This window comes from Burkholderia sp. APQ4-4ca, from assembly GCF_057837105.1.
Genome location: NZ_JBYQCG010000102.1, coordinates 51,677 through 76,493 on the forward strand (window position 1 = coordinate 51,677; position 24,817 = coordinate 76,493).

Annotated in this window: 24 protein-coding genes; 3 read left to right on the top strand and 21 right to left on the bottom strand. The window is 66.9% G+C overall.

Translation table 11 applies throughout. From position 1 onward, the window contains the following. Positions 1-37 precede the first annotated feature (37 nt). From nagE to imuA, 8 genes are all read right to left on the bottom strand, one after another. Entirely contained in the window at positions 38-1,801 is a 1,764-nt protein-coding gene (gene nagE / locus AC3IFE_RS12540; protein ID WP_489190721.1) for an N-acetylglucosamine-specific PTS transporter subunit IIBC, read from the bottom strand. An 87-nt stretch (positions 1,802-1,888) separates the two neighbouring features. Further along, positions 1,889-4,471: a phosphoenolpyruvate--protein phosphotransferase gene (gene ptsP, locus AC3IFE_RS12545; protein ID WP_489190722.1), complete on the bottom strand. Its 2,583-nt coding sequence runs from the start codon at positions 4,469-4,471 to the stop codon at positions 1,889-1,891. A 15-nt stretch (positions 4,472-4,486) separates the two neighbouring features. Then, complete coding sequence (locus AC3IFE_RS12550; RefSeq protein WP_301739676.1) at positions 4,487-5,518, bottom strand: SIS domain-containing protein; 1,032 nt, start codon at positions 5,516-5,518, stop codon at positions 4,487-4,489. After that, positions 5,511-6,614, bottom strand: coding sequence for an N-acetylglucosamine-6-phosphate deacetylase (nagA, locus tag AC3IFE_RS12555; protein ID WP_089468507.1), 1,104 nt, complete (start codon positions 6,612-6,614; stop codon positions 5,511-5,513). The genes AC3IFE_RS12550 and nagA overlap by 8 nt, the downstream gene beginning before the upstream one ends. 122 nt (positions 6,615-6,736) lie before the next feature. Continuing rightward, positions 6,737-7,471: a GntR family transcriptional regulator gene (locus tag AC3IFE_RS12560; protein WP_089468508.1), complete on the bottom strand. Its 735-nt coding sequence runs from the start codon at positions 7,469-7,471 to the stop codon at positions 6,737-6,739. 309 nt (positions 7,472-7,780) lie between these two features. Then, entirely contained in the window at positions 7,781-10,996 is a 3,216-nt protein-coding gene (locus AC3IFE_RS12565) for an error-prone DNA polymerase (protein WP_489190723.1), read from the bottom strand. A 6-nt stretch (positions 10,997-11,002) separates the two neighbouring features. Beyond that, a complete protein-coding gene (locus tag AC3IFE_RS12570) occupies positions 11,003-12,490 on the bottom strand; it encodes a Y-family DNA polymerase (RefSeq protein WP_489190724.1) in 1,488 nt (495 codons plus the stop codon). Beyond that, positions 12,423-13,130, bottom strand: a complete 708-nt coding sequence (gene imuA, locus AC3IFE_RS12575) for a translesion DNA synthesis-associated protein ImuA (RefSeq protein WP_089468511.1) — start codon at positions 13,128-13,130, stop codon at positions 12,423-12,425. The genes AC3IFE_RS12570 and imuA overlap by 68 nt, the downstream gene beginning before the upstream one ends. Before the next feature lie 228 nt (positions 13,131-13,358). Here imuA and AC3IFE_RS12580 point away from each other — a divergent pair, with 228 nt between their 5' ends. Beyond that, positions 13,359-13,667, top strand: coding sequence for a VF_A0006 family four-cysteine protein (locus AC3IFE_RS12580; RefSeq protein ID WP_301739657.1), 309 nt, complete (start codon positions 13,359-13,361; stop codon positions 13,665-13,667). Between the two features lie 126 nt (positions 13,668-13,793). Here the strand turns inward: AC3IFE_RS12580 and AC3IFE_RS12585 are convergent, their stop codons facing one another. From AC3IFE_RS12585 to AC3IFE_RS12595, 3 genes are all read right to left on the bottom strand, one after another. Beyond that, positions 13,794-14,126, bottom strand: coding sequence for a DUF1493 family protein (locus tag AC3IFE_RS12585; protein ID WP_489190725.1), 333 nt, complete (start codon positions 14,124-14,126; stop codon positions 13,794-13,796). Further along, positions 14,120-14,575, bottom strand: coding sequence for an STM2901 family protein (locus tag AC3IFE_RS12590; RefSeq protein WP_301739659.1), 456 nt, complete (start codon positions 14,573-14,575; stop codon positions 14,120-14,122). Before AC3IFE_RS12590 ends, AC3IFE_RS12585 begins: the two co-directional genes overlap by 7 nt. Positions 14,576-14,971: 396 nt before the next feature. Further along, positions 14,972-15,787: a MetQ/NlpA family ABC transporter substrate-binding protein gene (locus tag AC3IFE_RS12595; protein ID WP_089468515.1), complete on the bottom strand. Its 816-nt coding sequence runs from the start codon at positions 15,785-15,787 to the stop codon at positions 14,972-14,974. A gap of 346 nt (positions 15,788-16,133) precedes the next feature. Here AC3IFE_RS12595 and AC3IFE_RS12600 point away from each other — a divergent pair, with 346 nt between their 5' ends. After that, positions 16,134-16,424 carry a YciI family protein gene (locus tag AC3IFE_RS12600; RefSeq protein WP_089468516.1) on the top strand — a complete coding sequence of 97 codons (291 nt, stop codon included), beginning with the start codon at positions 16,134-16,136 and terminating at the stop codon, positions 16,422-16,424. A 139-nt stretch (positions 16,425-16,563) separates the two neighbouring features. Here AC3IFE_RS12600 and AC3IFE_RS12605 read toward each other — a convergent pair whose 3' ends face one another. The 5 genes from AC3IFE_RS12605 to AC3IFE_RS12625 are packed head-to-tail and all read right to left on the bottom strand — an operon-like array spanning position 16,564 to position 20,646. Beyond that, positions 16,564-17,181 carry an SCO family protein gene (locus AC3IFE_RS12605; protein WP_489190726.1) on the bottom strand — a complete coding sequence of 206 codons (618 nt, stop codon included), beginning with the start codon at positions 17,179-17,181 and terminating at the stop codon, positions 16,564-16,566. Positions 17,182-17,199: 18 nt separating this feature from the next. After that, on the bottom strand, positions 17,200-18,102 hold the full coding sequence (gene cyoE / locus AC3IFE_RS12610; protein ID WP_489190727.1) for a heme o synthase: 903 nt from the start codon (positions 18,100-18,102) through the stop codon (positions 17,200-17,202). 8 nt (positions 18,103-18,110) lie between these two features. Further along, positions 18,111-19,223 carry a COX15/CtaA family protein gene (locus AC3IFE_RS12615; RefSeq protein WP_089468517.1) on the bottom strand — a complete coding sequence of 371 codons (1,113 nt, stop codon included), beginning with the start codon at positions 19,221-19,223 and terminating at the stop codon, positions 18,111-18,113. 25 nt (positions 19,224-19,248) lie between these two features. Beyond that, positions 19,249-19,875: an SCO family protein gene (locus AC3IFE_RS12620; RefSeq protein ID WP_489190728.1), complete on the bottom strand. Its 627-nt coding sequence runs from the start codon at positions 19,873-19,875 to the stop codon at positions 19,249-19,251. A 60-nt stretch (positions 19,876-19,935) separates the two neighbouring features. Further along, positions 19,936-20,646: an SURF1 family protein gene (locus AC3IFE_RS12625; RefSeq protein ID WP_301739677.1), complete on the bottom strand. Its 711-nt coding sequence runs from the start codon at positions 20,644-20,646 to the stop codon at positions 19,936-19,938. Between the two features lie 84 nt (positions 20,647-20,730). Here AC3IFE_RS12625 and AC3IFE_RS12630 point away from each other — a divergent pair, with 84 nt between their 5' ends. Beyond that, positions 20,731-20,940 carry a twin transmembrane helix small protein gene (locus AC3IFE_RS12630; RefSeq protein WP_006477735.1) on the top strand — a complete coding sequence of 70 codons (210 nt, stop codon included), beginning with the start codon at positions 20,731-20,733 and terminating at the stop codon, positions 20,938-20,940. A gap of 173 nt (positions 20,941-21,113) precedes the next feature. Here AC3IFE_RS12630 and AC3IFE_RS12635 read toward each other — a convergent pair whose 3' ends face one another. The 5 genes from AC3IFE_RS12635 to ctaD all read right to left on the bottom strand — a co-directional run bounded on the left by AC3IFE_RS12635 (position 21,114) and on the right by ctaD (position 24,817). Further along, positions 21,114-21,971, bottom strand: coding sequence for a cytochrome c oxidase subunit 3 (locus AC3IFE_RS12635; RefSeq protein WP_089468521.1), 858 nt, complete (start codon positions 21,969-21,971; stop codon positions 21,114-21,116). Positions 21,972-22,124: 153 nt separating this feature from the next. Then, positions 22,125-22,325 (bottom strand): DUF2970 domain-containing protein, encoded by a 201-nt coding sequence (locus AC3IFE_RS12640; RefSeq protein WP_011546273.1) that lies wholly within the window; start codon positions 22,323-22,325, stop codon positions 22,125-22,127. Positions 22,326-22,341: 16 nt separating this feature from the next. After that, positions 22,342-22,953: a cytochrome c oxidase assembly protein gene (locus AC3IFE_RS12645; protein ID WP_489190729.1), complete on the bottom strand. Its 612-nt coding sequence runs from the start codon at positions 22,951-22,953 to the stop codon at positions 22,342-22,344. Positions 22,954-22,988: 35 nt separating this feature from the next. Next, entirely contained in the window at positions 22,989-23,129 is a 141-nt protein-coding gene (locus AC3IFE_RS12650; protein WP_089468523.1) for a cytochrome oxidase small assembly protein, read from the bottom strand. 80 nt (positions 23,130-23,209) lie between these two features. Next, positions 23,210-24,817, bottom strand: coding sequence for a cytochrome c oxidase subunit I (gene ctaD / locus AC3IFE_RS12655; RefSeq protein ID WP_006477731.1), 1,608 nt, complete (start codon positions 24,815-24,817; stop codon positions 23,210-23,212).

Sequence of the window (24,817 nt, forward strand, 5' to 3'; positions counted from 1 at the left end):
ATCCGCCGCGCGGATCGATCAGGCCGGCTTCACCGCGTCACGCCGGTTGTGCGGCCGCCCCGCCGCCCGACGGCGGCAGGCGCGCGCCGAGCTGTTCGGCATAGCGTGCCGCCGCGTTGCCGCAGACGATGTGGAACGTGTCGAGCGATACCCATGCGACGTCGAGCGTGCCGAGACGCTCGCGATCGACCGCCGACGGATCGCGCACGACCACGCGCAGGCGCGTGGTGGCCACCGCATCGAGCGACGCGACGTTGGTCGCGCCGCCGAACACCGCGAGCCAGCGCGTCGGTTCCGGATCGAGCGGGCCGGCGGCCGCGCCCGTGACGGGCTGTGCGGCGCCGGCCGGCGCCGTTGCCGCCGCCCCGATCGCACCGCTGCCGATCGCGGCACGCATCTCGTCGGCGATGATGTCGGCCTCCGGCCCGATGATCACCTGCACGCTGTTGCCGCCGCGCTTGAGCACGCCGCGTGCGCCGATCGACTTCAGTTCCGGCTCCGATACCTTTTCCGGATCGACGATGCTCAGGCGCAGGCGCGTCGTGCACGCGTCGACGACCGACAGGTTGGCCGCCCCGCCGAGCGCGGCGATGTAGCGTTGCGCACGCGGCGCGGCAGCCGTTGCGGCCGCGCCCGGTGCGACGAAACCACCCGATGCGGACGATTCCGCGGCCGCGTCGGTCGAGGCCGGTTCACGGCCCGGCGTGGCCATGTTGAACTTGCGGATGAAGAAGCGGAACAACCCGTAGTACGCGACGCCGTACGCGATGCCGAGCGGAATCGCGATCCAGCCCTTCGTCGACAGCCCGTAGTTCAGCACGTAGTCGATCGCGCCGGCCGAGAACGTGAAGCCGAGCTTCACGCCGAGAATCTGGCAGATCGCGAGCGACAGCCCCGTCAGCACCGCGTGGATCACGTACAGCACCGGCGCGAGGAACATGAAGCTGAATTCGATCGGTTCGGTCACGCCGGTCAGGAACGACGTGAGCGCCATCGAGAACAGCAGGCCGCCGACCATCGCGCGGCGCTCCTTCGGCGCTTCGTGCAGCATCGCGAGACATGCGGCCGGCAGGCCGAACATCATGATCGGGAAGAAGCCGGCCATGAAGGTGCCCGCGGTCGGGTCGCCCGCGAAGAAGCGGTGCAGGTCGCCGTGCACGATCTCGCCGCCGGCCGGCGGCGTGAAGTTGCCGAACACGAACCACGCGAGCGAGTTGATGATGTGGTGCAGGCCGGTGACGAGCAGCAGGCGGTTCAGGAAGCCGAACACGAACGCACCGATCGCGCCCGCGGTCGTCAGCCACTGGCCGGCCGCGTCGATCGCATGCTGGATCGGCTGCCACACGTACCCGAACGCGATGCCCAATATCACGCAGACGAGCCCCGTGATGATCGGCACGAACCGCTTGCCGCCGAAGAACGCGAGGTAGTCCGGCAGCTTGATGTCTTTATAGCGGTTGTACAGCAGGCCCGCGACGACACCCGCGATGATCCCGGACAGCACGCCCATGTTCAACTTCGGATCGATGTCCTTCATGATCGCGGTTTCGATCAGGTAACCGATCGCGCCCGCGAGCGCCGCCACGCCGTTGTTGTCCTTCGCGAAGCCGACCGCCACGCCGATCGCGAACAGCAGCGGCAGGTTGTCGAAGATCGCGCCGCCGGCGTCGGCGATCATCTTGATGTTGAACACGTCCGGCTGGCCGAGTCGCAGCAGGATGTCGGCGACCGGCAGTACCGCGATCGGCAGCATCAGTGCCCGGCCCAGGCCCTGTATTTTCAGAAACGGATTCCCGTTCATTCAGTCCTCCAATCCTTGTCTCGTCATTGATCGTCGTTGAGCTGATAGCTTTCGTCGTAATACGGGCCGCGAACCTGCCGCCGACGTTCAGTCGAGCGGCCAGACCTCGCGGCTTGCTGCCCTTACCGCCTGTGCCGAATCGAGCGCGAGCAGATCCTGCGCGCGCTGACGGCACAACTGGTAATCGAGACGGCGCACACGCGCCTTGATGCCCGGCACCGACACCGGATCGACCGACAGTTCGGTCACGCCGAGGCCCACCAGGACCGGCACCGCGAGCGGATCGCCGCCGAGCGCGCCGCATACGCCGACCCACTTGCCGTGCTTCGCGGCGCCGCGCACCGCGATGTCGATCAGGCGCAGCACGGCCGGATGCAGGCCGTCGGACTGCGCGGCGAGATCGGCCTGGCAGCGGTCCATCGCGAGCGTGTATTGCGTGAGGTCGTTGGTGCCGATCGACAGGAAATCCGCGTGCTGCGCGAGCTGGTCGGCCAGCAGCGCGGCCGACGGCACCTCGATCATCACACCGACCTCGATCGGCTCGGTGCGGCCCTGCGCGCGCGCGATTTCGTCGATGCGCTTTTTCAACCGCACGAGTTCGCCCGCGTCGGTCACCATCGGCAGCAGGATGCGCACCGCGCCGAACGGCTTCACCGCGAGCAGGCCCTGCAATTGATCGTCGAGCAGATCGGGGCGCACCTGCGCGAGGCGGATGCCGCGCAGGCCGAGCGCCGGGTTCGGTTCGGGCGGCAGCGTCAGGTAGTCGACTTCCTTGTCCGCGCCGACGTCGAGCGTGCGGATGATCGCCGTGCGGCCCTGCAGCGCGTCGACGATCGACTGGTAGCTCTGCTGGTGCTCGACCGCCGTCGGCGCGGCCTGGCGATGGATGAACATCAGTTCGGTGCGCAGCAGGCCGACCGCGTCCGCGCCGTTGTCGACCGCGGTGTTCGCGTCGTCGAGCGTCGCGATGTTCGCGGCGACCTCGATCGCGCGGCCGTCGACCGTCGCGGCCGCCTCGCCGGCCTGTTGCCGGTTCGCCTCGCGCACGCCGTCCAGGCGCTGGCGCTCGTGCCGCGCGCGCTCGACGTCGAGCGCGGTCGGCGCGTGTTCGAGCCGGCCCGCGCTCGCGTCGACGACGACCTGCGTGCCGTCAGGAATCGCGTACAGCGCATCGCCGACCGCCACCAGTGCCGGGATGCCGAGTTGCCGCGCGATGATCGCCGCGTGCGACGTCGCGCCGCCGCGCGCCATCACGAGCGCGGTCACGCGTTGGCGATCGAGCGACGACAGGTCGGACGGCGTGAATTCGTCGGCCGCGAGCACGGCCTCGTCGGGCAGCGCACGCGCGGCGCCGTTCGTGTGACCGAGCGCGCGCAGCACGCGCTTCTCGATGTCGCGCAGGTCGGCCGCGCGCTCGGCGAGCAGCGCATCGTCGAGCTTCGACAGCGTGTCGATCTGCGTGCGGATCGTCGCGCGCCACGCGAAGCCCGCGCCCTTGCCGAGGCTGATCAGGTCGCGCGCCGCGTCGACGAGCGTCGGGTCTTCCAGCAGCACGCGATGCACCGCGAAGATGCCCGCTTCGCCGACCGCGCCGCGCGCCGATGCGTTGCGCACCGTTTCGCCGAGCTCGGCGTCGACCGCCTTCAGCGCCTGATCGAGGCGGCGGCTTTCCGCGGCCGGCGTGCCGGACGCCTGCTCGGGCGGCACGATGTCCGCATCGTCGAGACGCACCAGCGTGCCGACCGCGATGCCGGGCGCGGCGCACACGCCGGCGAGCGTGTTCGGGTCCAGCGGCGCGCCGGAATTGCGCACGACCGTCTGCGGTGCGGGCGACCGCAGCCGCGCCGGCTTTTCTTCCACTTCGCCGTGCGCCTCGTGCAGCAACTCGTGCTCGACCGCATCGACGGCCTGTTGTGCCTGCGCGCCGCGGCCGACCAGCTCGACCGTCGCGCCTTCGCCGGCGCCGAGACCGAGCAGGCCGACGACGCTCGCGATCGACGCCTTGCGGCCGTCGAACAGCACGTCGACGCTCGCATCGAACCCGCGCGCGGCTTCACGCGCCCGTGCGGCCGGCCGCGCATGCAGGCCGCCCGGCTGCGCGAGCACGATCTCGCGGCGCACTTCGTGGTGCGCGGCCGCGCCGGCCTGCGCCGCCTGCGCGGCGGCTTCGCCCTTGCCGCGCAGCGCGAGCAACGGCGTCTCGCCGGCCGTTGCGAAACCGCTCGCGCGATCGACGACCTCGAACGCGTCGGAATTCGCGATCGCGATCACCGACACGAGCGAATGCGCGTGGCGCGCCACCGCATCCTGGTCGAATTCGATCAACAGCGCGCCCGCTTCGACGCGCGCACCGGCTTCGACGTGCGCGACGAAGCCCTGCCCGTTCAGCTCGACGGTGTCGATGCCGATGTGCAGCAGCACTTCCGCGCCTTGCGGCGTCGTGATCGTCACCGCGTGGCCGGTGCGTGCGAGATGCGACACGACGCCCGCGCACGGCGCGACGAGCCGGCCCGCGAGCGGGTCGATGCCGATGCCGTCGCCGAACATCCCGCCGGAGAACACCGGATCGGGCACGTCGGCCAGCGGGACGATCGGCCCCGTCAACGGGCTAAGCAGGACGATCTGATCGTGGGTGGGGCTCTTCAACTGGGACTCCTCGGCGCGTCTCATCGGCTTTCTCGGCTATCAGTGCGTTTCGGTGACTTTGTTCAGGTGGCGCGGCGTGTCGGGATTGCGGCCGCGCGCGACGGCGAGATCCGCCGCCATCACGTAGAACGAAAGAATGGCGGCGATCGGGTCGAGCGCCGAATGGGCCGACTGCGCGAGCGGCAGCACGGTGCCCGATACGCCGGGCGTCGATACGCCGGGCGTGCCGGCGGGCGCCGCGAGCAGCACGGCGGCGCCGCGTGCGCGCATGTCCGCGGCCAACTGCAGCAGGCCGGCCTGCTCGGGGCCGGGCGGCGCGAACACGAGCAGCGGATAGTCGCGGTCGATCAGCTCCATCGGGCCGTGACGGACTTCGGCGCTCGAGAATGCCTCGGCCTGGATGCCGGACGTTTCCTTCAGCTTCAGCGCGGCTTCCTGCGCGATCGCGAGGCCGAGGCCGCGACCGATCACGATCATCCGCTCGACGCCCGCGAGCGCGGCGACGGCCTGCGACCAGTCGAGCCGGCCGGCTTGCGCGAGCACGTCGGGCAAGCCGCGCAACGCGGTGATCAGCGCGGCGTCGCGCTGCCAGTACGCGACGATCTGCGCGGACAGCGACAGCATCGCGATATAGCTCTTGGTCGCGGCGACCGACAGCTCGGGGCCGGCCAGCAGCGGCAACTGGTGCTCGCATGCGTCGGCGAGCGGCGACGGCAGCACGTTCACGGCGGCGACGGTGCGCGCGCCGGCTTCGCGCAGCGCAGTCATCGTGTTGACGAGATCGGGGCTCTTGCCCGACTGCGAGAACGCGAGCGCGAGCTGGTCCTGCACCTTCAGCGGCGCCTGCTGCAGCGTGGCCACCGACATCGGCAGCGACGCGACCGGCACGCCGAGGCGGCTCATCGTCAGGCTCGCGAAATAGCTGGCGGCGTGATCCGAGCTGCCGCGCGCGACCGTCAGCGCGACGGCCGGCGGGTGATCGAGCAATTGGCCGGCGAGCGCTTCGACGCGCGCGGTGTCGGCGAGTTGCGCGGCGACGACCTGGGCGGACTCGCGCGCTTCCTTAAGCATATTCGACAATCGATTCTCCTTCGACGTAGGTCGCGGTGAGGTTCAGGTCGCGATCGAACACCGCGAGGTCGGCCCATGCGCCGCGCTCGAGGCGGCCGCGATCGGCGATGCCGAGGTAGTCGGCCGCGTAGCGCGACATCCGGTTCGACACGTCGGCGATCGGCAGGCCGAGCGACACGAGATTGCGCAGCGCCTGGTCCATCGTCAGCGTGCTGCCGGCGAGCGTGCCGTCGGCGAGCCGCACGCCGCCGAGGCACTTCGTCACGTGCTGGCTGCCGAGCCGGTATTCGCCGTCGGGCATGCCGGTGGCGGACGTGCTGTCGGTCACGACGTACAGGCGCGGGATCGCGCGCAGCGCCGCACGGATCGCGCCCGGATGCACGTGCAGCAGGTCGGGGATGATTTCCGCGTACTCGGCATGCGCGAGCGCCGCGCCGACGAGGCCCGGGTTGCGGTGATGCAGCGGCGACATCGCGTTGAACAGGTGCGTGAAGCCGCACGCGCCGTGCTTGAGCGCGGCGACCGCGTCGTCATAGGTCGCGAGCGAGTGGCCGAGCTGCACGCGCACGCCGCGCGCCGCCATCTCGCCGATGATCTCGATGTGGCCCGCGATTTCCGGCGCGAGCGTGACGACGCGGATCGGCGCGATCGACAGGTACTTCAGCACCTCGTCGAGCACGGCCGACACGGCCGCGTCCGGCTGCGCGCCGAGCTTGCCGGGGTTGATGTACGGGCCTTCGAGATGCACGCCGAGCACGCGCGCGCCGCCGGGCGTGCGGGTGCGCGCGACGGTGCCGAGGTTCGCGACGACCTCCATCAGTTCGTCGCGCGGCGCGGTCATCGTCGTCGCGAGCAGGCTCGTCGTGCCGAATTGCGCGTGCGTGCGGACGATCGTCTCGATCGCGTCGCCGCCTTCCATCACGTCGGCGCCGCCGCCGCCATGCACGTGCAGATCGATGAAGCCGGGCAGGATGTACGGCGCGTCGTTCGTCGCGGGATCGACGGGCGTGCCGTCGAGCGTGGTGATGCGGCCGTTCTCGCTATCGAGCGAGCCGTGAATCCAGCCGTCGGAGGTGAGGATGTTGCCAGTCAGCATGACGTTCTCTTGATGATCGGGTGACGCGGGCGTGCGCGTCGTGATTGGCCAATCCGTTGCGATTCATTGCGCGCGATTGCGTTCCATCGCGATTGCGCGGGGTGCGCGGGCAGTCTCGCGCGTCAGCGTTTCAGTTCGGCGACGAAGTCGTAGTAATCGTCGCGGCAATACGTTTCGGTCACTTCGATCGCGCGCTGATCGGCGCCGTAGCCGATGCGCGTGATCACCAGCAGCGCCGAGCCCGGCTTCACCGCCATCCATTTCGCGATCGCATGCGTCGCGTTCGCGGCGCGAAAGTGCTGCAACGCGCGCACGACGGTCATGCCGCGCGCCTCCAGGTATTCGTACAGCGACGCGCCGAGCGCCTGCGGATCGGGCACCACCGCGGCCGGCAGCGTCGAATGCTCGACGGCCATCACGATGCCGTCCGCGCGGCGCAGCCGTTCGAGCCGCGCGACCGTCGCGCCGGGCGCGAGGCCGAGATGCGTGAGCTCGTCGCGGCTCGCGGCGCGCAGCGTGCGCGACAGCCACACCGAATCGGGCACGAAGCCGCGCTGCTGCATCTTCGCGGTGAAGCCGACGAGACGCGACAGCGGATCGGCGACACGCGGCGTGATGAAGCTGCCTGCCCCGCGCGCCCGCTTGATCAGGCCCTGCTCGACCAGCAGCGCGAGCGCACGCCGCGCGGTGATCCGCGACACGCCGACCGACACCGACAGCAGCCGCTCCGACGGCAGCGCCTCGCCGGCCCGCCACGCGCCGGCATGAATCGCGCTCGCCAGATTGCGGGCGAGCTGCAGATAGAGCGGCGTGTCGTCGAGGGGATCGGGCGCCAGTTCGGACCAGCCGGTTTCCATGTGCCTCCGGTGTCGGACGACGATCTCGGACCGTCGAAAGTGAACGCATTATATAACCACCATAATACCAGTCAACGAACTGGTATTAGCCTCGCGGAAATCGCCGAAAGCCTTGCGCGGCAAGCGTTTTAGTACCGACAAAGCCTTTGTTTACAATGCAGTGCGGGATAGGGATTTACCCGAAGTGGTATGCAAAGGGACGGTTCCAGTGCAGGATTCGGCCGGATTTCGGGCGTGAATATGAGACCGGAATAGAACCAGTTGAGCCAACTGGTATGCACCGATGAGCAGGCCGGCGCGATGCAGGCGTCAGTGGAATTCGCGGCTCGACGTGCGCAAGCCGCCGAGCAGCGGCGTCAGATCCTCGAAATGCTGCGCGACGAGGTGCCGCACGTCGCTGACGACCTGCCACACGCCGGACGCCGCGAGCAGCCGCGAATCGAGCGTTTCGCGGCGCTGCCGCGCGAGCAGCTCGGGCCGGACGATCACGTTCACGCAGCCCGTTTCGTCTTCGAGCGTCATGAACATCACGCCCTTCGCGGTGCCCGGCATCTGCCGTGCGATCACGAGCCCGCATGCGCGTGCGAGCCGGCCGTCGGGGCGGTCGCGCAGCTCGGCCGCGGACGACAGCCGCTGCGCGCGCAACGCCGGCCGCAGCAGCGCGACCGGGTGGCGGTTCAGCGTGAGGCCGGTGGTGTGATAGTCGGCGAGGACGTCGTCGGCTTCCGACGGCGCGCCGAGCGCGGGCTGCTCCACCTCGTCGATCGGCGCGGCGGCGAGCAGATCGCGCTCCGGCGCCGCGGCGACGGCCTGCCACAACGCATCGCGGCGATGGCCGGCGAGCGTCGCGAGCGCGTTCGCGGCGGCCAGCGCTTCGAGATCGCGCCGTTCGAGCTGCGCGCGGCGCGCGAGGGTGTCGACGTTGTCGAACGGGCCGGCGACGCGCGCGGCTTCGATACGCCGCGCGGCCGCTTCGCCCAGGCCGCGCACGAGCGACAGGCCGAGCCGCACCGCGGGCTGGCCGTGCGGCGGCGGCTGATCGGGCTGCGCTTCGAGCACGGCTTCCCAATTGCTTTGCGTGACGTCGATCGGCAGCACCTTCACGCGATGACGCTTCGCGTCCTGCACGAGTTGCGACGGCGGATAGAAGCCCATCGGCTGGCTGTTCAGCAGCGCGGCGAGAAAGATCGCGGGTTCGTGACATTTGAGCCAGCTGCTCGCGTACGCGAGTTTCGCGAAGCTGGCCGCATGGCTTTCGGGGAAGCCGTATTCGCCGAAACCCTTGATCTGCTCGAAGATCTGCTCGGCGAATTCGCGTGTGTAGTTCCGTTTGAGCATCCCGTCGACGATCTTGCCGTAATACTTCTCGAGGTTGCCCTTGCGCTTCCATGCGGCCATCGCCCGGCGCAACGCGTCGGCCTCGCCAGGCGTGAAGCCTGCCGCGACGATCGCGATCTGCATCACCTGTTCCTGGAAGATCGGCACACCGAGCGTGCGTTCGAGCACGGCCTTGAGCGCGTCGCTCGGATACGTGACCTCGCCCTTCTCTTCGCCGGCCACGATCCTGCGCCGCTTCAGGTACGGATGCACCGCGCCGCCCTGGATCGGCCCGGGACGCACGATCGACACCTGGACGACGAGGTCGTAGTAGTTGCGCGGCCGCAGCCTTGGCAGCATCGACATCTGCGCGCGCGACTCGATCTGGAACACGCCGACCGTATCGGCACGGCAGATCATGTCGTAAGTTGCTTCGTCATCCTGCGGAATGTGTTTCAACGTGAATGGCTTGCCGTCCTTCGCTGGGCCACGCCACGCGGTGCGCAGGTCGAACGCGCGATGCAGCGCCGACAGCATGCCGAGCGCGAGCACGTCGACCTTCATCAGCCCGAGCGCTTCGAGATCGTCCTTGTCCCACTGGATCACGCGCCGCCCGTCCATCGCCGCGTTCTCGACCGGCACGAGCCGCGTGAGCTTGCCGCGGCTGATCACGAAGCCGCCCGAGTGCTGCGACAGGTGACGCGGGAAATTGAGCAGGCGCCCCGCCAGTTCGGCCCATGTCTTGATAATGGGCGTCGCCGGATCGAGGCCGGTCGACGCGAATTGCTGCAGCAGATCGCGGCTGCCGTCGAACCAGCGATGCCCCTTCGCGACCCGATCGACCAGCATCGGATCGACGCCGAGCGCCTTGCCGGTTTCGCGCAGCACGCCGCGCGGGCGATACGTCGAGACGGCGGCCGCGAGCGCGGCGCGGTCGTGCCCGTATTTTTCGTAGATGTGCTGGATCACCTCTTCCCGGCGCTGATGCTCGAAATCGACGTCGATGTCGGGCGGCTCGCCGCGTTCCACGCTGATGAAGCGCTCGAACAGCATCGTGCTCTGGTCGGGATTCACTTCGGTGATGCCGAGGCAATAGCAGACGACCGAGTTCGCGGCCGAGCCGCGGCCCTGGCACAGGATGTTCTGACTGCGCGCGTATTTGACGATGTCGTAGACGGTCAGGAAGAACGGTTCGTACTTCATTTTGGCGATCAGGCCGAGTTCATAGCGGATCTGCTTCGCCACTTTCTCCGGCACGCCATTCCAGTAGCGTCGAGCGACACCTGCCCACGTCTCCTGCCTCAAGTAACTGGTCGGCGTGTGTCCGCGCGGTACGAGTTCGAGCGGATATTCATACTTCAACTCGTCGAGTTCGAAATGACACGCATCGAGAATCGCGCACGTCTCCGCCATCTCGTTCGGCGAAAACAGCGCTGCGATTCGCTTCCGCAAACGCAGATGCTGCTCCGCATTCGGCGCGAGCGCATAGCCGCACTCGGCCACCGGCATGCCGACACGGATCGCCGTCATCACGTCCTGCAACGCCTTGCACGAACGCCGGTGCATCGTCACGTCGCCGAGCGCGACGATCCGCACGCCGCGCCGCTCGCCGGCCTCGCGAATCTCGTCGCGCTGCGCGCCGTCGAGCGCGCGCTGCAACTGCACGAGCCCGAGCCGCGCGCGCTCGCCGAACGTCGCGCGAAACCATGCGACCTGTGCGTCGAGCACGTCCGCCCGCACCGGATACGCGGGCACGAGGATCGCGAAGCAATCGGGCATCCCGCGCAGATGGGCGAATTGCTCAGGCGGCCTCGCCAACATTCGCGGCGTCAGCCGGTACGTTCCCTTCGGCGCCTCCATCCGCCGCCACGAAATCAACTCGGACAGGTTGCCGTACCCTTCGCGATTCCGGGCGAGCAACACGAGCCCGAACGCACCGGGGCCCGGATCGTGGCCGGGCGCGACGTCGTCCGGCGTGACGTCGAAATACGAACCGATGACGAGCGGCAGCCCTTTCGCTTTCGCGGCGACATGCATGCGCGGCGCGCCGGCGAGCGAGCATTCGTCGGTGATCGCGATCCCGCGATAGCCGAGTTCCGCCGCACGCTCGACCAGTTCGTCTGCATGCGACGCGCCATGCAGGAACGAAAAATTCGAGCGGCAGAACAACTCCGCGTAATCGGGCAGCAAACTGAATTCCGCAACCATCTCCGTTCACCCGAACAAACCGTGCAGGAACCAGCGCGGGGCAGCCTGACTGCTCGTCCGCTCCTTGAATACCCAGTAGCACGCGCCTTCCTCGTCCTGCGCGACGTGGTAATCGCGTGCGATCAACTGCCCGTCGAACCACCCGGCTTCGATTCGCTCGGCCGACGACATCATCCGCAGCGGCGTATGAAATACCGGCCGCTCGCCGCGCATCAGAAGCGGCAGCGGCTCGGCGAGCAACCAGGCGGGCCGCGGCGGCGCGGCGAGCGGCACGACAGCAGGCTTGCCGGCTTGCGCATCGAGCGGCAGCCAGCGGTTCGCGGCCTCGGGCCGGTAATCGGCGACAGGGGCCGCGCGCAATACGTTGTCCGCGCCGAGCCGCGCGACCAGCAGTTCGAGCAACCGCTCGCGGGTTTCCCGCGTACCGCCCGGCTCGGGGAAAAGATCGTCGGCCGGCGGCGCGACCGATTCGACGCGCGTGGCCTTCAGCCGCACCGCGATCACCGCGGCCGGCAACTCGACGCGCGCGAGCCGCTCGCCGAGCAGCCGCATGAAATGCGCTTCGTCGCGCACGGGGGCGGCGAACGCCAGCTCGAGCGGCGTCGGCGGCACGGCCTGGCGGCCGCGCTCGTGTTCGAGATCGAACGTCATCGCGGCCAGCGACAGTTGCCGCGCGGCCAGCCAGCCGCACAGCTGCACGACGAGCCGCCGCGCGGCGAACAACACGGCTTCCGCGTATTCGACGCGTTCCGGCAATTCGAGCCGCACGTCGAACACGGGCGGCACCGCCATCCACGCGAGCGGCTCGACCGCTTCGCCGTATGCACGATCGAGCGCGGCCAGCAACGCGGGACCGCAGCGCCGCTGCAGCCCCGCGCGCGGCAGGCGGCGCAGATCGGCGAGCGTGCGGCAGCCGAGGCCGTCGAGCCAGCCGGCATACGGACGCGCGTCGGGCAGCAGCACACAGGGCAGCCGATCGAGCGTGCAAACGAGCGACGCGTGACGCGCGACGCGGCGCCGGATGCGCGAGCGCGCCGACGTGCGCGCGAGTAGCCACGCGCCGCGACCGGTCGGCGCGGCGGACAGGCGCGCCGCATAGCCGAGCGCCGCGAGCGTCGCCCGCACCTGGCGGCACAGCGACGGCAGCCCGCCGAACAGGCGCAGGCTCGGGCCGACGTCGACGATCAACGTCGCTTCGTCGTCGAGCGCGACGCACGGCGAGAAGCGCAGCAGCGCGAGCGCGACCGCGCGCAGCGCATCGGCTTCGCGGGCGGGATCGCGTTCGACGAGCTGCGTCGCGGGCGCGAGCGTGAGCACGCCGCCGCGCTTCATGCCCGCGCGCACGCCCTGCCGGCGCGCGGCCGCATCGGCGATCAGCACGACACCCTGCTCGAGCACCGCACAGCCGGCCTCGCCGGCCGCTGCGTCAGACGGCGGCGGGGCGCACACGTCGAGCGGCAGGCGCGGCAGATGGATGCCGAGCAAGACGCGCATAGCGGCTCTCCACGATGGGCGACGGCAAATCGAGCACGAGCGGCTCGCTGCGCGCGGGCCCGCGACGCTTGACGATGTCGAGCGACACGCCGCCCGGCACCGGATACAGCGCGACGCGCAGCACGGCCGGCGACGGCTGCCGCGCGGCCGACAGCGGGCGCAGCATCACGAACAGCGTGTCGCCGGTGCGCGCGGCCGCGAGATGCAGGCGCCGCAGCGCATCGGGCCGCGCGTCCTGCCAGAGCAGCAGCGCGCCGCAACAGCCGGTCTTGAGCGCCTGCTCGGCGGCCCACAGCGCATCGGTGCGGCTCCCGGCACGCAGCCACAGCAGCGTGTCGGCCGGCACGCCGAGACTCGCGAGCGCGGTGGCATGCGGCGACTGCGGCGGCGCGACGAGCGCGAGCGGCCGCCGCGCGCTGACGGCGCGGGCGAGCGCGGGCGCGAGCAGCCGCATCTCGCCGCAACCCGGCTGCGCGGCCAGCAGTTCGACGAGGCCGCCGACCGGCCAGCCGCCGCCCGGCAGTTCGGCCGACAGCGGCGCGAAGCCGGTTTCGATCGTGCGGGGACCGCCGCGCGCGAGTTGCGAGCCGCGCCAAAGGGACGGATGAAGCGATTCGGGAGCAATGGAGGATGCGAGCATGACGCCACCCACAGCTGTATGGATATACAGTATATGGCAATGCGCGCGCGTCGCACAGCACCGGTGTAAAACCGGGTTTCGTCGGAGGAAAACAGGCAGAAGCCGGCGCGCCCGTCATGTCATGGCGCGCTGGCCCGCATCGGCCTCGCACCTCCCGCAACGCGTCAGCCGCGCCGACCGCTTTACGTTATGCTGTCCGCCGACCCGACCCACACCATCGGAGGGGACTTGAAACGAATGATTCGTTCGATCGCATGCGCGGCCGTCGCGCTGGCGCTGCCGGGAGCCGCCTTCGCGCTGACCGACGGCAACGCGCAATACGACGACTGCATGCTCAATGCGCTGCGCGAAAGCCGCAACGGCGCCGCGGCGCAACTGATCCAGCGCTCGTGCGACGCGCTGTACCGCAACAACGCGATGCTGCTGCCGCGCGAACGGCGCTTTCACGAATGCGTCGTGCAGTCGCTGCCGGGCGTGCGCGACAACTACGCGATCCAGCAGATCATGTCGATCTGCTCGCGGCGCGGCGAGATGTGAGCGGCGCGCTGAACGTCGCGCGGTCGCCCGCCTTTACGTGCATCGCTACGAAAAAAGAGGCTGCGCGCTGTTTGCAGCAACGCCGCACAGCGCCCCCGTCAGGTCGTGGACAAACTCGGTGAGCGGTCAGTCATAGAGCCAGCGTCCCGCTTTTGCCGATGCGATCAGCATTCGAACATTCAGATCCGGAACACGATGGATCACTTTTTTCTTAAACGGATTGATCAAATCAAGAAATGAAGAATCGTCTTCCGGGTAATATTTTTTTATGTCGAATCCACTTATATCAACATTGAATTTCACCGAATACTCTTGCATCAGATCCTCGACCTCACAATCATCAAAACGCAAGTCCAGATCCAAATCGGTACTTTCCGTTATCTCATCGGCCATGAATGATATAGAGAGTCCGGACTTTTTCCTCACAAACTCAATCACCCTTTTTTCAAGATCTACCATAACCTATCCCCCTCCCTTGCAACTCTATTGTAGTGAGCCACCGTCTTGCCGGCAATAATAGAAATATCCCTTGCAAGAATCACCCAACCAAGCACTGGGATCGTTCTTCCTACGAAGGTTCCGATGTTTCTAACCAGCCTGATTTTCAAATTTCGCACTGGTCCGCCTACCAGTGTTGGCAATTTCCAACCAAACGGGAATTGAGCCTTTTGAAAAACTCTTCTTGAGTATTTGCTTGCACGCGAAGTCCCCTGTATCGCGTCGATCGGCTTTGCCCTGGTCGGCAAATTACTTCTACCCAGCAAGATCATACCAACCGACACGGCATCATCGACGCCCAACTGATTCATCGTTTCGTCAACCATGATCCAGAAGAACAATTCTCCCGCAGTCAGATTGACCATCCCATAGTAATGGTAAGCCGCACTCAATTTCTCGACAGCACTCATTCAGCGTCCTCGTTCGTAATTTTTAAAAATGTTTTTTAGTCTAACGAAGACGTACGGTTACCGCGCCGACAAACCCGGCCGATCTGTTGACCGATCGCACCGCAACGACTGTGGAATCTCACGCGGAATAAATCGTCATTCTGCTCGACGCGAGCAATGACGGGGCGCAGCGGGATGCCAGAGAGAGAAAATGCATAGCGATTCCGAATTCGAGCAGTCGCGCACACGTTCCATACCAACGTGTCGAACCGTTACCAAACGGCTTTCATCCATGAACGCCGATGCAATTGTGGCGTGTAATCTTCACACTACTCCTGCATCTCGAAAAGCATTCCGCTCGCACACGAAAAAAAGGCCTGCACACGTGCAGGCCTTCATTCGATCAAACGATCGCGTTCAGAACGACGCGACCATCGAGCCCTTGAATTGCTTCTTGATGAATTCCCTCACTTCCGGCGACTGGTACGCCTTCACCAGTTTCTTCACCCACGGCTGATCCTTGTCCTTCGCACGCACGGCGATCAGGTTCGCGTACGGGCTCGTCAGCGCTTCGAGCGCGATCGCGTCCTTGGTCGGCTGCAGGTTCGCGGCCAGCGCGTAGTTCGTGTTGATCACGGCCGCGTCGACGTCCGACAGTACGCGCGGCAGTTGCGCGGCGTCGAGTTCGGAGATCTTCAGCTTCTTCGGGTTCTCGGCGATGTCGAGCACCGTCGCGTTGTTGCCGCCCGTGCCGGCGCCGGCCTTCAGCTTGATCACACCTTGCGTCTGCAGCAGCAGCAGCGCGCGGTTCTCGTTCGACGGATCGTTCGGCACCGCGAGCTTCGCGCCCTGCGGCAGATCCTTCAGCGACTTGAACTTCTTCGAATACACGCCGATCGGCGAGATGTAGGTCAGGCCCGCGCTGACGATCTTGTAGCCGCGCTGCTTCACCTGGCTGTCGAGGTAGGGCTGATGCTGGAAGCTGTTCGCGTCGAGGTCGCCCGAATCGAGCGCCGCGTTCGGCTGCACGTAGTCGTTGAACTCGATGACCTTCACGTTCAGGCCTTCCTTCTCCTTCGCGACCTTCTGCACGACTTGCCACACTTGCGCATCCGGGCCGGCGACCGTACCGACCTTGATCACCTTGTCTTCGGCATGCACGGCCGCCGACAGCGTCAGCGCGGCACCGGTGGCCAGCACGGAAAATACCTTCAGGAGACTACGACGCTTCATCTGTTTCTCGCTTTCTTGCTTACTTGAAAGGGGGCGCGATACGGGTATGCCCGGACTCGCAGGAAGGGGCAAATGGTGTCACAGGATCGGCGGGAAGTGAAATACATCCCGCTCATATGGGTATGCACCAGCGCAGTGCTGGCGGCCGATGCACGAGTCGGCCGTTAGTTGCACTTTCTGGTCGACGCATCGCCTCATCGGCCGATACCCGTCACGCCGCCCCCCCTCGTCGACCGCCTTCGCGCCGCCCGTCAAGCGGCAGCGCGAGCGCGACAGCCCGCGTCCGCTGTGCTAAAAAGACCGGCCGGCCGGCGCGCGCAGCGCCGGCATCATTCCAGGGCCATCCATGTACGTCATCGACATCCACTACACCGCGTCGCTCGAGCGCATCGACGACGCGCTCGAACGCCACCGCGCATATCTGCAGCTGCAGTTCGACAAGGGCATCTTCATCGCGGCGGGGCCGAAGGTGCCGCGCGAAGGCGGCGTGATCCTCGCGGCCCGCATCGATCGCGACGAACTCGACGCGATCCTCGAAACCGACCCGTTCGTCACCGAGGGGCTCGCCACCTATCGCGTGACGGAATTCCGGATCACGCGCGCCGCAACCGGCTTCGACGTGCCGGCGCTGCCGTAACGCGGCTTCGGCGCGACGCGCGCATGCCGACGCGCCGCCCGGCGGGCAGCGCATGCGCACAACGAAGAGAGAGGGAAAACGCGACGGCGCGAAACGGCCGTCGCGCGAAACGCCGGGCCGCGCGCTCGGCGGCTGCCGGTCAGTCGACCAGCAGCTTCAGGTCGTGGACCCACGGGACCGGGCCCTGGCCGTCGCGCACGAACAGCCGCAGCTTGCCGTCGCGGTCGAACACGTAGCTCGCGGCCGTGTGATCCATCGTATAGCTGCCGGGCGTCTTGCCGGGCACCTTCGCGTAGTACACGCGGAAATCCTTCGTGACCTTCTTGAGCGCCGCTTCGTCGGCCGGCCGCAAGCCGATGAACGACGGATCGAATGCAGGCACGTACTGGCCGAGCAGCGCCGGCGTGTCGCGTTCCGGATCGACGGTGACGAACAGCACCTGCACGCGCTTCGCGGCATCGGGCCCGAGCTGCTTCAGCGCTTCGGACAGCTCGGCCATCGTGGTCGGGCACACGTCCGGGCAGTGCGTATAGCCGAAGAACATCACGACGGCCTTGCCCTTGAAGTCGGCGAGCGTGCGAACCTTGCCGGTCGTATCGGGCAGCGAGAAGTCGCTGCCGAACTGCGTGTTGCCGGTGATGTCGAGATTCTGGAATTTCGGCGCGTTGTCGCATCCGGCGAGCAGCAGCGCTGCCGTGAATGCGCACGCGAGCATCCAGCCTTGGCGCGCGCGGCGCCCGAACCGTGATGGGAGCATTGCGTTCAAACCGTGCGGTTACACGCCGAGCAGCGGGCGTGCATAGTGATCGACGAGCAGTGCGGCGAACAGCAGCGACAGATAGACGATCGAGTAGCGGAAGGCCTTGCGGGCGAGTGCGTCCGAATAGTCGCGATGGATCTTCCACGCATACGCGAGGAACACCGCGCCGAGCAGCACCGCGCTCGTCAGGTAGACGGCCCCGCTCATGCCGGAAATGAACGGCATCATCGTGACCGCGAACAGGATCACCGTATAGAGCAGGATGTGCAGCCGCGTGAACTTCTCGCCGTGCGTGACGGGCAGCATCGGCAGCCCCGCGTTCTCGTAATCCTTGCGGCGATAGAGCGCGAGCACCCAGAAATGCGGCGGCGTCCACACGAAGATGATCAGCACGAGGATCCACGCGTCGCCCGGCACCGCGCCGGTGACCGCGGCCCAGCCGAGCGCCGGCGGCATCGCGCCCGACGCACCGCCGATCACGATGTTCTGCGGCGTCATCGGCTTGAGCAGCAGCGTGTAGACCACCGCGTAGCCGACGAACGTCGCGATCGTCAGCCACATCGTCAGCGGGTTCGTGAACGTATACAGCGTCCATGCGCCGACGCTGCCGAGCACGGCCGAGAACAGCAGGATCTGCGGCGTCGTGATCTCGCCGCGCGCGGACGGACGCCACGCGGTGCGGCGCATCATCGCGTCGATCTTCTGTTCGACGAGGCAGTTGATCGCGAACGCGGCGCCGGCCAGCAGCCAGATGCCGACCGTGCCGCCGATCAGCACGTGCCACGGCACCATGCCCGGCGTCGCGAGGAACATGCCGATCACCGCGCAGAACACCGCGAGCTGCGTGACACGCGGCTTCGTCAGCGCCATGTACTGGGAAAAGCGGCTACCGGGCGATTGGGAGAGGGTGCTTTGCATGGGGACGGTCACGCCGGGGCGGCGTCGCGCGCAGGCTGCGCGACACGGCCGGGGCGGCTTGAAAGGATGCGAAAGTTTAACATGACGACGAGGAGCAGCAGGATCGCGGCCCCGCCGTTGTGCGCGACGGCGACCGGCAGCGGCCACTGCAGCACGATGTTGGTCAGGCCCGTCACGAACTGCAGCAGCACGACCAGCAGCACGCCGTTCGCGGGCCGCCGCAGCGATTCGAAGCGGCGCATCTTCAGCGCGAACGCGACCAGGTAGGCGACCACGACGAACGCGAACGTGCGGTGCGTCCAGTGGATCGCGACCAGCGCGTCCTGCGTGATCGCGTCGCCGTCCTTCGTCATCCCGAGTGCGCGCCACAGGTGGAAGCCGTGCTGGAAGTCCATCGGCGGAATCCACTGCCCGTTGCAGGTCGGGAAGTCGGTGCACGCGAGCACCGCGTAGTTGGTGCTCACCCAGCCGCCGAGCGCGATCTGCACGACCAGCAGCACGAGCGCCGCGAGCGCGGCCGCACGGTAACGCCCGGCCTCCGGGTCATGCGACGGCAGCGGCGTCTGCCGCGCCGCGAGCCAGCCGAGCGTGCCGAGCAGCGTGAGGCCGAGCAGCAGGTGGATCGTGACGATCACCGGCTGCAGCTTCATCGTGACCGTCCATGCGCCGAACGCGCCCTGCACGAGAATCAGCAGCAAGAGGCTCGTCGGCCACCACGGCGACACGTGCAGCGGGCGGCGGCGCAGCCGCGCGGCCCACGCGATCGCCACCTGCGCGATGATCAGCACGCCGATCGCCATCGCGAAATAGCGGTGAATCATCTCGATCCACGCCTTCGTCATGCTGACGGGCCCGGTCGGCATCGCCTGGTGCGCGGCCGTGATCGCCGCGTGCGCGATGAACGGCGACGACGTGCCGTAGCAGCCGGGCCAGTCGGGGCAGCCGAGGCCCGAGTCGGTCAGCCGCGTGAAGCCGCCGAACATCACCAGGTCGAGGGTCAGGAACGTGGTGATCCACACGAGCTTGCGGAATTTATTGTCGTCGGCCTTCACCCACACGTACGACAGCGGCAGCAGCGCGATGCAGAAGCCGATCAGGCCGAGTTGCAGTAGATACGACATCGGAATGGTGCCTCGTTCTCTCGCCTTAACCGATGCTCGACCACTTCAGCAGCTTCGTCACGTCCGACTTGATCTTGCTGGGATTCGGGTCTTTCGGAAAACGCATCATCAGGTTGCCGTTCGGGTCGACCATGTAAATGTGGTCGCTGTCCTTCGTGCCGGCATCGGCCGGCAGCCACGCGGCCACCGCGGCCGGATCGGCGACGAACCGGCGCGTGTCCGGATACGCGTCCAGCACCTTCTGCGGCACCGTGCCCGCATCGCTGCGCAGCCACACCATCGTGATCCGGTGCCGTTCGCCCGCCTGCGTGACGCGGATCTGGCGCATGAAATAGAGCTTCTTCGCGCACGCGTCGTCGCACGCGCTGCGGTCGGTCATCACGAACAGCCAGACCCCGCGCAGCGACGACAGCGGCACCGTCTTGCCGGTCTCGTCGGTCACCTGCAGATCGGCCGGGATCGGGCGCTGCGGCTCGATCAGCGTGCCGTAGTTCGTCGATCCGCCCTTCGGCTTGATCACGTAATAGGTGAAATACGACGCGATCATCGGCGCGGCGCACACGAGACCGAGCAGCACGAGCATCCAGCGGCCGCGCTTGCGGGCCGCGGGCGAGATCGGCGCGGCGGCCGGACCCTGACGGGAAGATTGCATGGACAAATCAGACCTCTCGAAACGAACCCGCGGCGCCGGCGCCGCGTCCTGGCATGACGCTCACGCGCCGGCCGACTTCTTCGCCGCACGCCGCGCGGCGTACAGGCCGAAGCCGAGCGCGGCCGCCGCCATCGCCCACCACTGAAACATGTAACCGTAATTGCGCTCGACGCCGGTCGTCGCCGCCGGCCAGTCGCGCACGAGCTTGTCGCCGTCGTCGCTCGTCTGCTGGATCACGAACGGCTGCAGCGGCAGCCCGGTTTCCTTCGCGTACGCGGCGACGTCGAGGTTCTGCCGGATCTTCTGGTGCGCGGCCGACCCGCCTTCGCCGAGCTCGAACGCGCGCGACGCGTCGGCGCGCGCGATGCCTACGATCTCGACGTCGCCCGCCGGCGTCGTGAACGGCTCGATCGCCGTGCGATCGGCGATGTTGCGCGGCAGCCAGCCGCGGTTCACGAGCACGACGCCGCCGCCCGTGAGTTTAAACGGCATCACGACGTAAAAACCCGGCTGGTCGTTATACGGCCGATTGTCGAGGAACACCGCCTGCTCGGGCAGGAAGCGGCCCTTTGCCCGTACGCGATGAAACTCGATCGACGCGAGCGGAACCGGCTGCGCGCCGAGGTCGACCGGCGCCGCCTGCTCGTAGCGCGCGATGTTCGCCTGCAGCGCTTCCTTCTGGTGCGCGCGGTCGCGCTGCCAGAAACCGAGCCGGATCGTGACGGCGACGACGACGAGGATCAGCAGCGCAGGCAGCCAGCGAATCTTCATCACGCGGCCCACTCGGCGCGTTCGCGAAAGCGAAGTGCGATAATTATCCTCTTCCTTTCGAATTGCCGTCGTCCGGTTCGCGTCATGCACATACTCGTTCCCATCGCCTTCGTCCTCATCATTGCCAGCATGGGCTCGGCGCTCTACTTCATGATGCACGACCGCGGCCATACGAAGCGCATGGTCTGGTCGCTCGCCACCCGCGTCGGGCTGTCGGTGTCGCTGTTCCTGCTCATCCTGTTCGCGAACTGGATGGGCTGGATCCATTCGACCGGTTTGCCGATCGGACGTTGATGCCGTCGCCGCGCCGCCGCTGTGACATTTAGCCGCACGGCCGCGCCACCAAGTAAAAGCGCCGCCTGACTGAGTCGCGGCGGCGCCAGGGTGATGTCGCTCGCAGCGTCGCCGCCGCGCCCGCGACACCAATGAAAACGGCCCGCGCATCGCTGCGCGGGCCGTTTTTCCATTTACAGCCAGTAGACGACGACGTACAGGCCGAGCCAGACGACGTCGACGAAGTGCCAGTACCACGCGGCGCCTTCGAATGCGAAGTGATGATCGGGCTTGAAGTGGCCGCGGATCATCCGCACCAGCACCACCGCGAGCATCGTGCCGCCGAGGAACACGTGGAAGCCGTGGAAGCCGGTCAGCAGGAAGAACGTCGAACCGTACACGCCCGAGTTCAGCGTCAGGTTCAGTTCGTTGTACGCGTGGTAGTACTCGAAGCCCTGCAGGAACAGGAAGCAGATACCGAACACGAGCGTCGCGGCCAGCCATGCGATCGCCTTCTTGCGATGATCGTCGCGCAGCGCGTGGTGCGAGATCGTCAGCGTCACGCCCGACGACAGCAGGAACGCGGTGTTCAGCGTCGGGATCGGCCACGGGCCCATCGTCTTGAAGTGACCGGCGAGCGCGGCGGGGCCTTCGTTCGGCCACACGGCGGAGAAATCCGGCCAGATCAGCTTGTAGTCGAGGCTGCCGAGCTGGTGCAGCGCGATTTCACGCGCATAGAACAGCGCGCCGAAGAACGCGCCGAAGAACATGACTTCCGAGAAGATGAACCAGCTCATGCTCCAGCGGTACGACTTGTCGACGTTCTTGCCGTATTGACCGCCTTCCGATTCGGCGATCGCGTCGCCGAACCAGTGATACAGCGTGAAGAGCAACCACAGCAGGCCGAGCAGCGCCGTAAACGGCGCCCAGTCGTGACCGTTGATCCACAGCGCTGTCGACCCGAGCATGACCAGCAGGCCGATGGCCGCGCTGATCGGATGCTGCGACGGATGCGGCACGAAATAGTACGGGGTCTGGTTTTGACCGCTCATGCTTGATTCTCCACTTCAGTCCAATTTGTGTACCGGAAACCGCTCCGGCTTTATTTCTTGCGCGGCGAGACCGCCACCGCTCTTTCCCGCACGCCGCGCCGTAGCGCCGCGCACTGCATTCTTTCGTGGCCGCACGCCACTAGCCGCGCGCCCTCAACCCACGACCGCACGCACGATCAGGATCAGCACGCCGATGAACACGCCGGCCGCGAGCAACGCGACGATCAGCACGTGCAGCGGATTGAGCTGCGTCGCGTCGGCCTCCAGGTCGCGCCGCTTGCGCACCCCGAAGAACGACCACAGCACCGCTTTCAGCGCCTGACCGAACGTTCCGCTCCGCTTGACTTCCGTCATCGCCCCGTCTCCTTCGTCATGCGTCCGGCTTCGCCTCACCCTGCGCCGCCGCCGTACTGCGCTGCGCCGGTGCCGGCGTGGCCGGGGTATTCAGCTCGAAGAACGTGTACGACAGCGTGATCGTCTTCACGTCCTTCGGCAATTTCGGGTCGATCACGAACACCACCGGCATCTTGCGCGACTCGTTCGCGGTCAGCGTCTGCTGCGTGAAGCAAAAGCACTCGATCTTCTTGAAGAATTCCGTCGCCTGCTTCGGCGCGTAGCTCGGAATCGCCTGCGCCACGACCGGCCGGCCCTGCCCGTTCGTCACGTCGTACACGATCGTCGTCAGTTCGCCCGGATGCACGTCGAGGCTGTTGTGCTCCGGCTTGAACCCGAGCGGCCCGCGCGCGTTCGCATCGAACTCGACCGACACCGTGCGGCTGGTGTCGACCTGCGAGTTCTTCACCTCGCGCTCGCTGACATCGCGCTGCACCAGGTTGTTGATGCCGGTGATCTGGCAGATCGCCCGATACATCGGGATCAGCGCGAAGCCGAAACCGAACATCAGCCCGGCCACGACGAAGAGCTTCACCAGCATCGAACGATTGAACGCGCGATCCACGGCGCCCTCTTCCGGCTTCGACATACGACGACTTCCTCGCTACTGCGTCAGTTACTGCATCAGTGGGTGGACAGCCACCACTGCTTGATCACGACACCCATGAAAAAAACGGCGGCGATGACGAGCAGGGTGAGGCCGAGCCGCTTGTTGCCCGCGCGAATCTGCTCGGGCGTTCGTCTTTCTGATGGATTCCGGGTCATCTGAAACTTCGCTGAAACTTCAGTTCCGCGCCCGCCGCGCCTGCCTGCGCGGCAGGCAGCGGCGAAACGCTCGGTGAAACTTACTCGACGTGCGGCGGTTGCTCGAACGTGTGGAACGGAGCCGGGCTCGGCACCGTCCACTCGAGGCCCGTCGCGCCATCCCACGGCTTGTCGGACGCCTTTTCCAGCTCGCCGCCGCCACGATAGGCCGGCAGCGCGACCGCGAACAGGAAGTACACCTGCGCGAGGCCGAAGCCGAATGCGCCGATCGTCGCCACCTGGTTGAAGTCCGTGAACTGCGCCGGGTAGTCCGCATAGCGGCGCGGCATGCCCGCGAGACCGACGAAGTGCATCGGGAAGAACGTCAGGTTGAAGAAGATCATCGACGCCCAGAAGTGAATCTTGCCGCGCGTCTCGTTGTACATCCAGCCCGTCCACTTCGGCGCCCAGTAGTACCAGCCCGAGAACAGCGCGAACAGCGAGCCGGCCACCAGCACGTAGTGGAAGTGCGCGACCACGAAATAGGTGCCGTGATACTGGATGTCGAGCGGCGCCATCGCGAGCATCAGGCCCGTCAGGCCGCCGAACGTGAACACGAACAGGAAGCCGATCGCGAACAGCATCGGGGTTTCGAACGTCATCGAGCCGCGCCACATCGTCGCGAGCCAGTTGAACACCTTCACGCCCGTCGGCACCGCGATCAGCATCGTCGCGTACATGAAGAACAGCTGGCCGGTGACCGGCATGCCCGTCGCGAACATGTGGTGCGCCCAGACCATGAACGACAGGATCGCGATCGATGCCGTCGCGTACACCATCGAGCTATAGCCGAACAGCGTCTTGCGCGCGAACGCCGGGATCACCTGCGACACGATCCCGAACGCCGGCAGAATCATGATGTACACCTCGGGGTGGCCGAAGAACCAGAAGATGTGCTGGTACATCACCGGGTCGCCGCCGCCTGCCGCGTTGAAGAACGACGTGCCGAAGTGGCGGTCGAACAGCACCATCGTGATCGCGCCCGCCAGAACCGGCATCACGGCGATCAGCAGGTACGCGGTGATCAGCCACGTCCATGCGAACATCGGCATCTTCATCAGCGTCATGCCGGGTGCGCGCATGTTCAGGATCGTCACGACGATGTTGATCCCGCCCATGATCGACGACGCGCCCATGATGTGGACCGCGAAGATCGCGAAGTCCATGCCCGGGCCCATCTGCGTCGACAGCGGTGCGTACAGCGTCCAGCCGGCGGCCGTCGCGCCGCCCGGCGCGAAGAACGAACCGACCAGCAGCACGGCCGCGACCGGCAGCAGCCAGAAGCTGAAGTTGTTCATCCGCGCGAACGCCATGTCGGATGCGCCGATCTGCAGCGGAATCATCCAGTTCGCGAAGCCGACGAACGCCGGCATGATCGCGCCGAACACCATGATCAGGCCGTGCATCGTCGTGAGTTCGTTGAAGAACTCCGGACGCATGATCTGCAGGCCCGGCTCGAACAGCTCGGCACGGATGCCGAGCGCCATCACGCCGCCCGACAGGAACATGATGAACGAGAACAGCAGGTACAGCGTACCGATGTCCTTGTGGTTGGTGGCGAACAGCCAGCGACGCCAGCCGTGCGGGGCTTCGTGCGCGTGGTCGTCGTGCGCGTGGTCCGCGGCTACGTCGTGCCCGATGCTAGACAT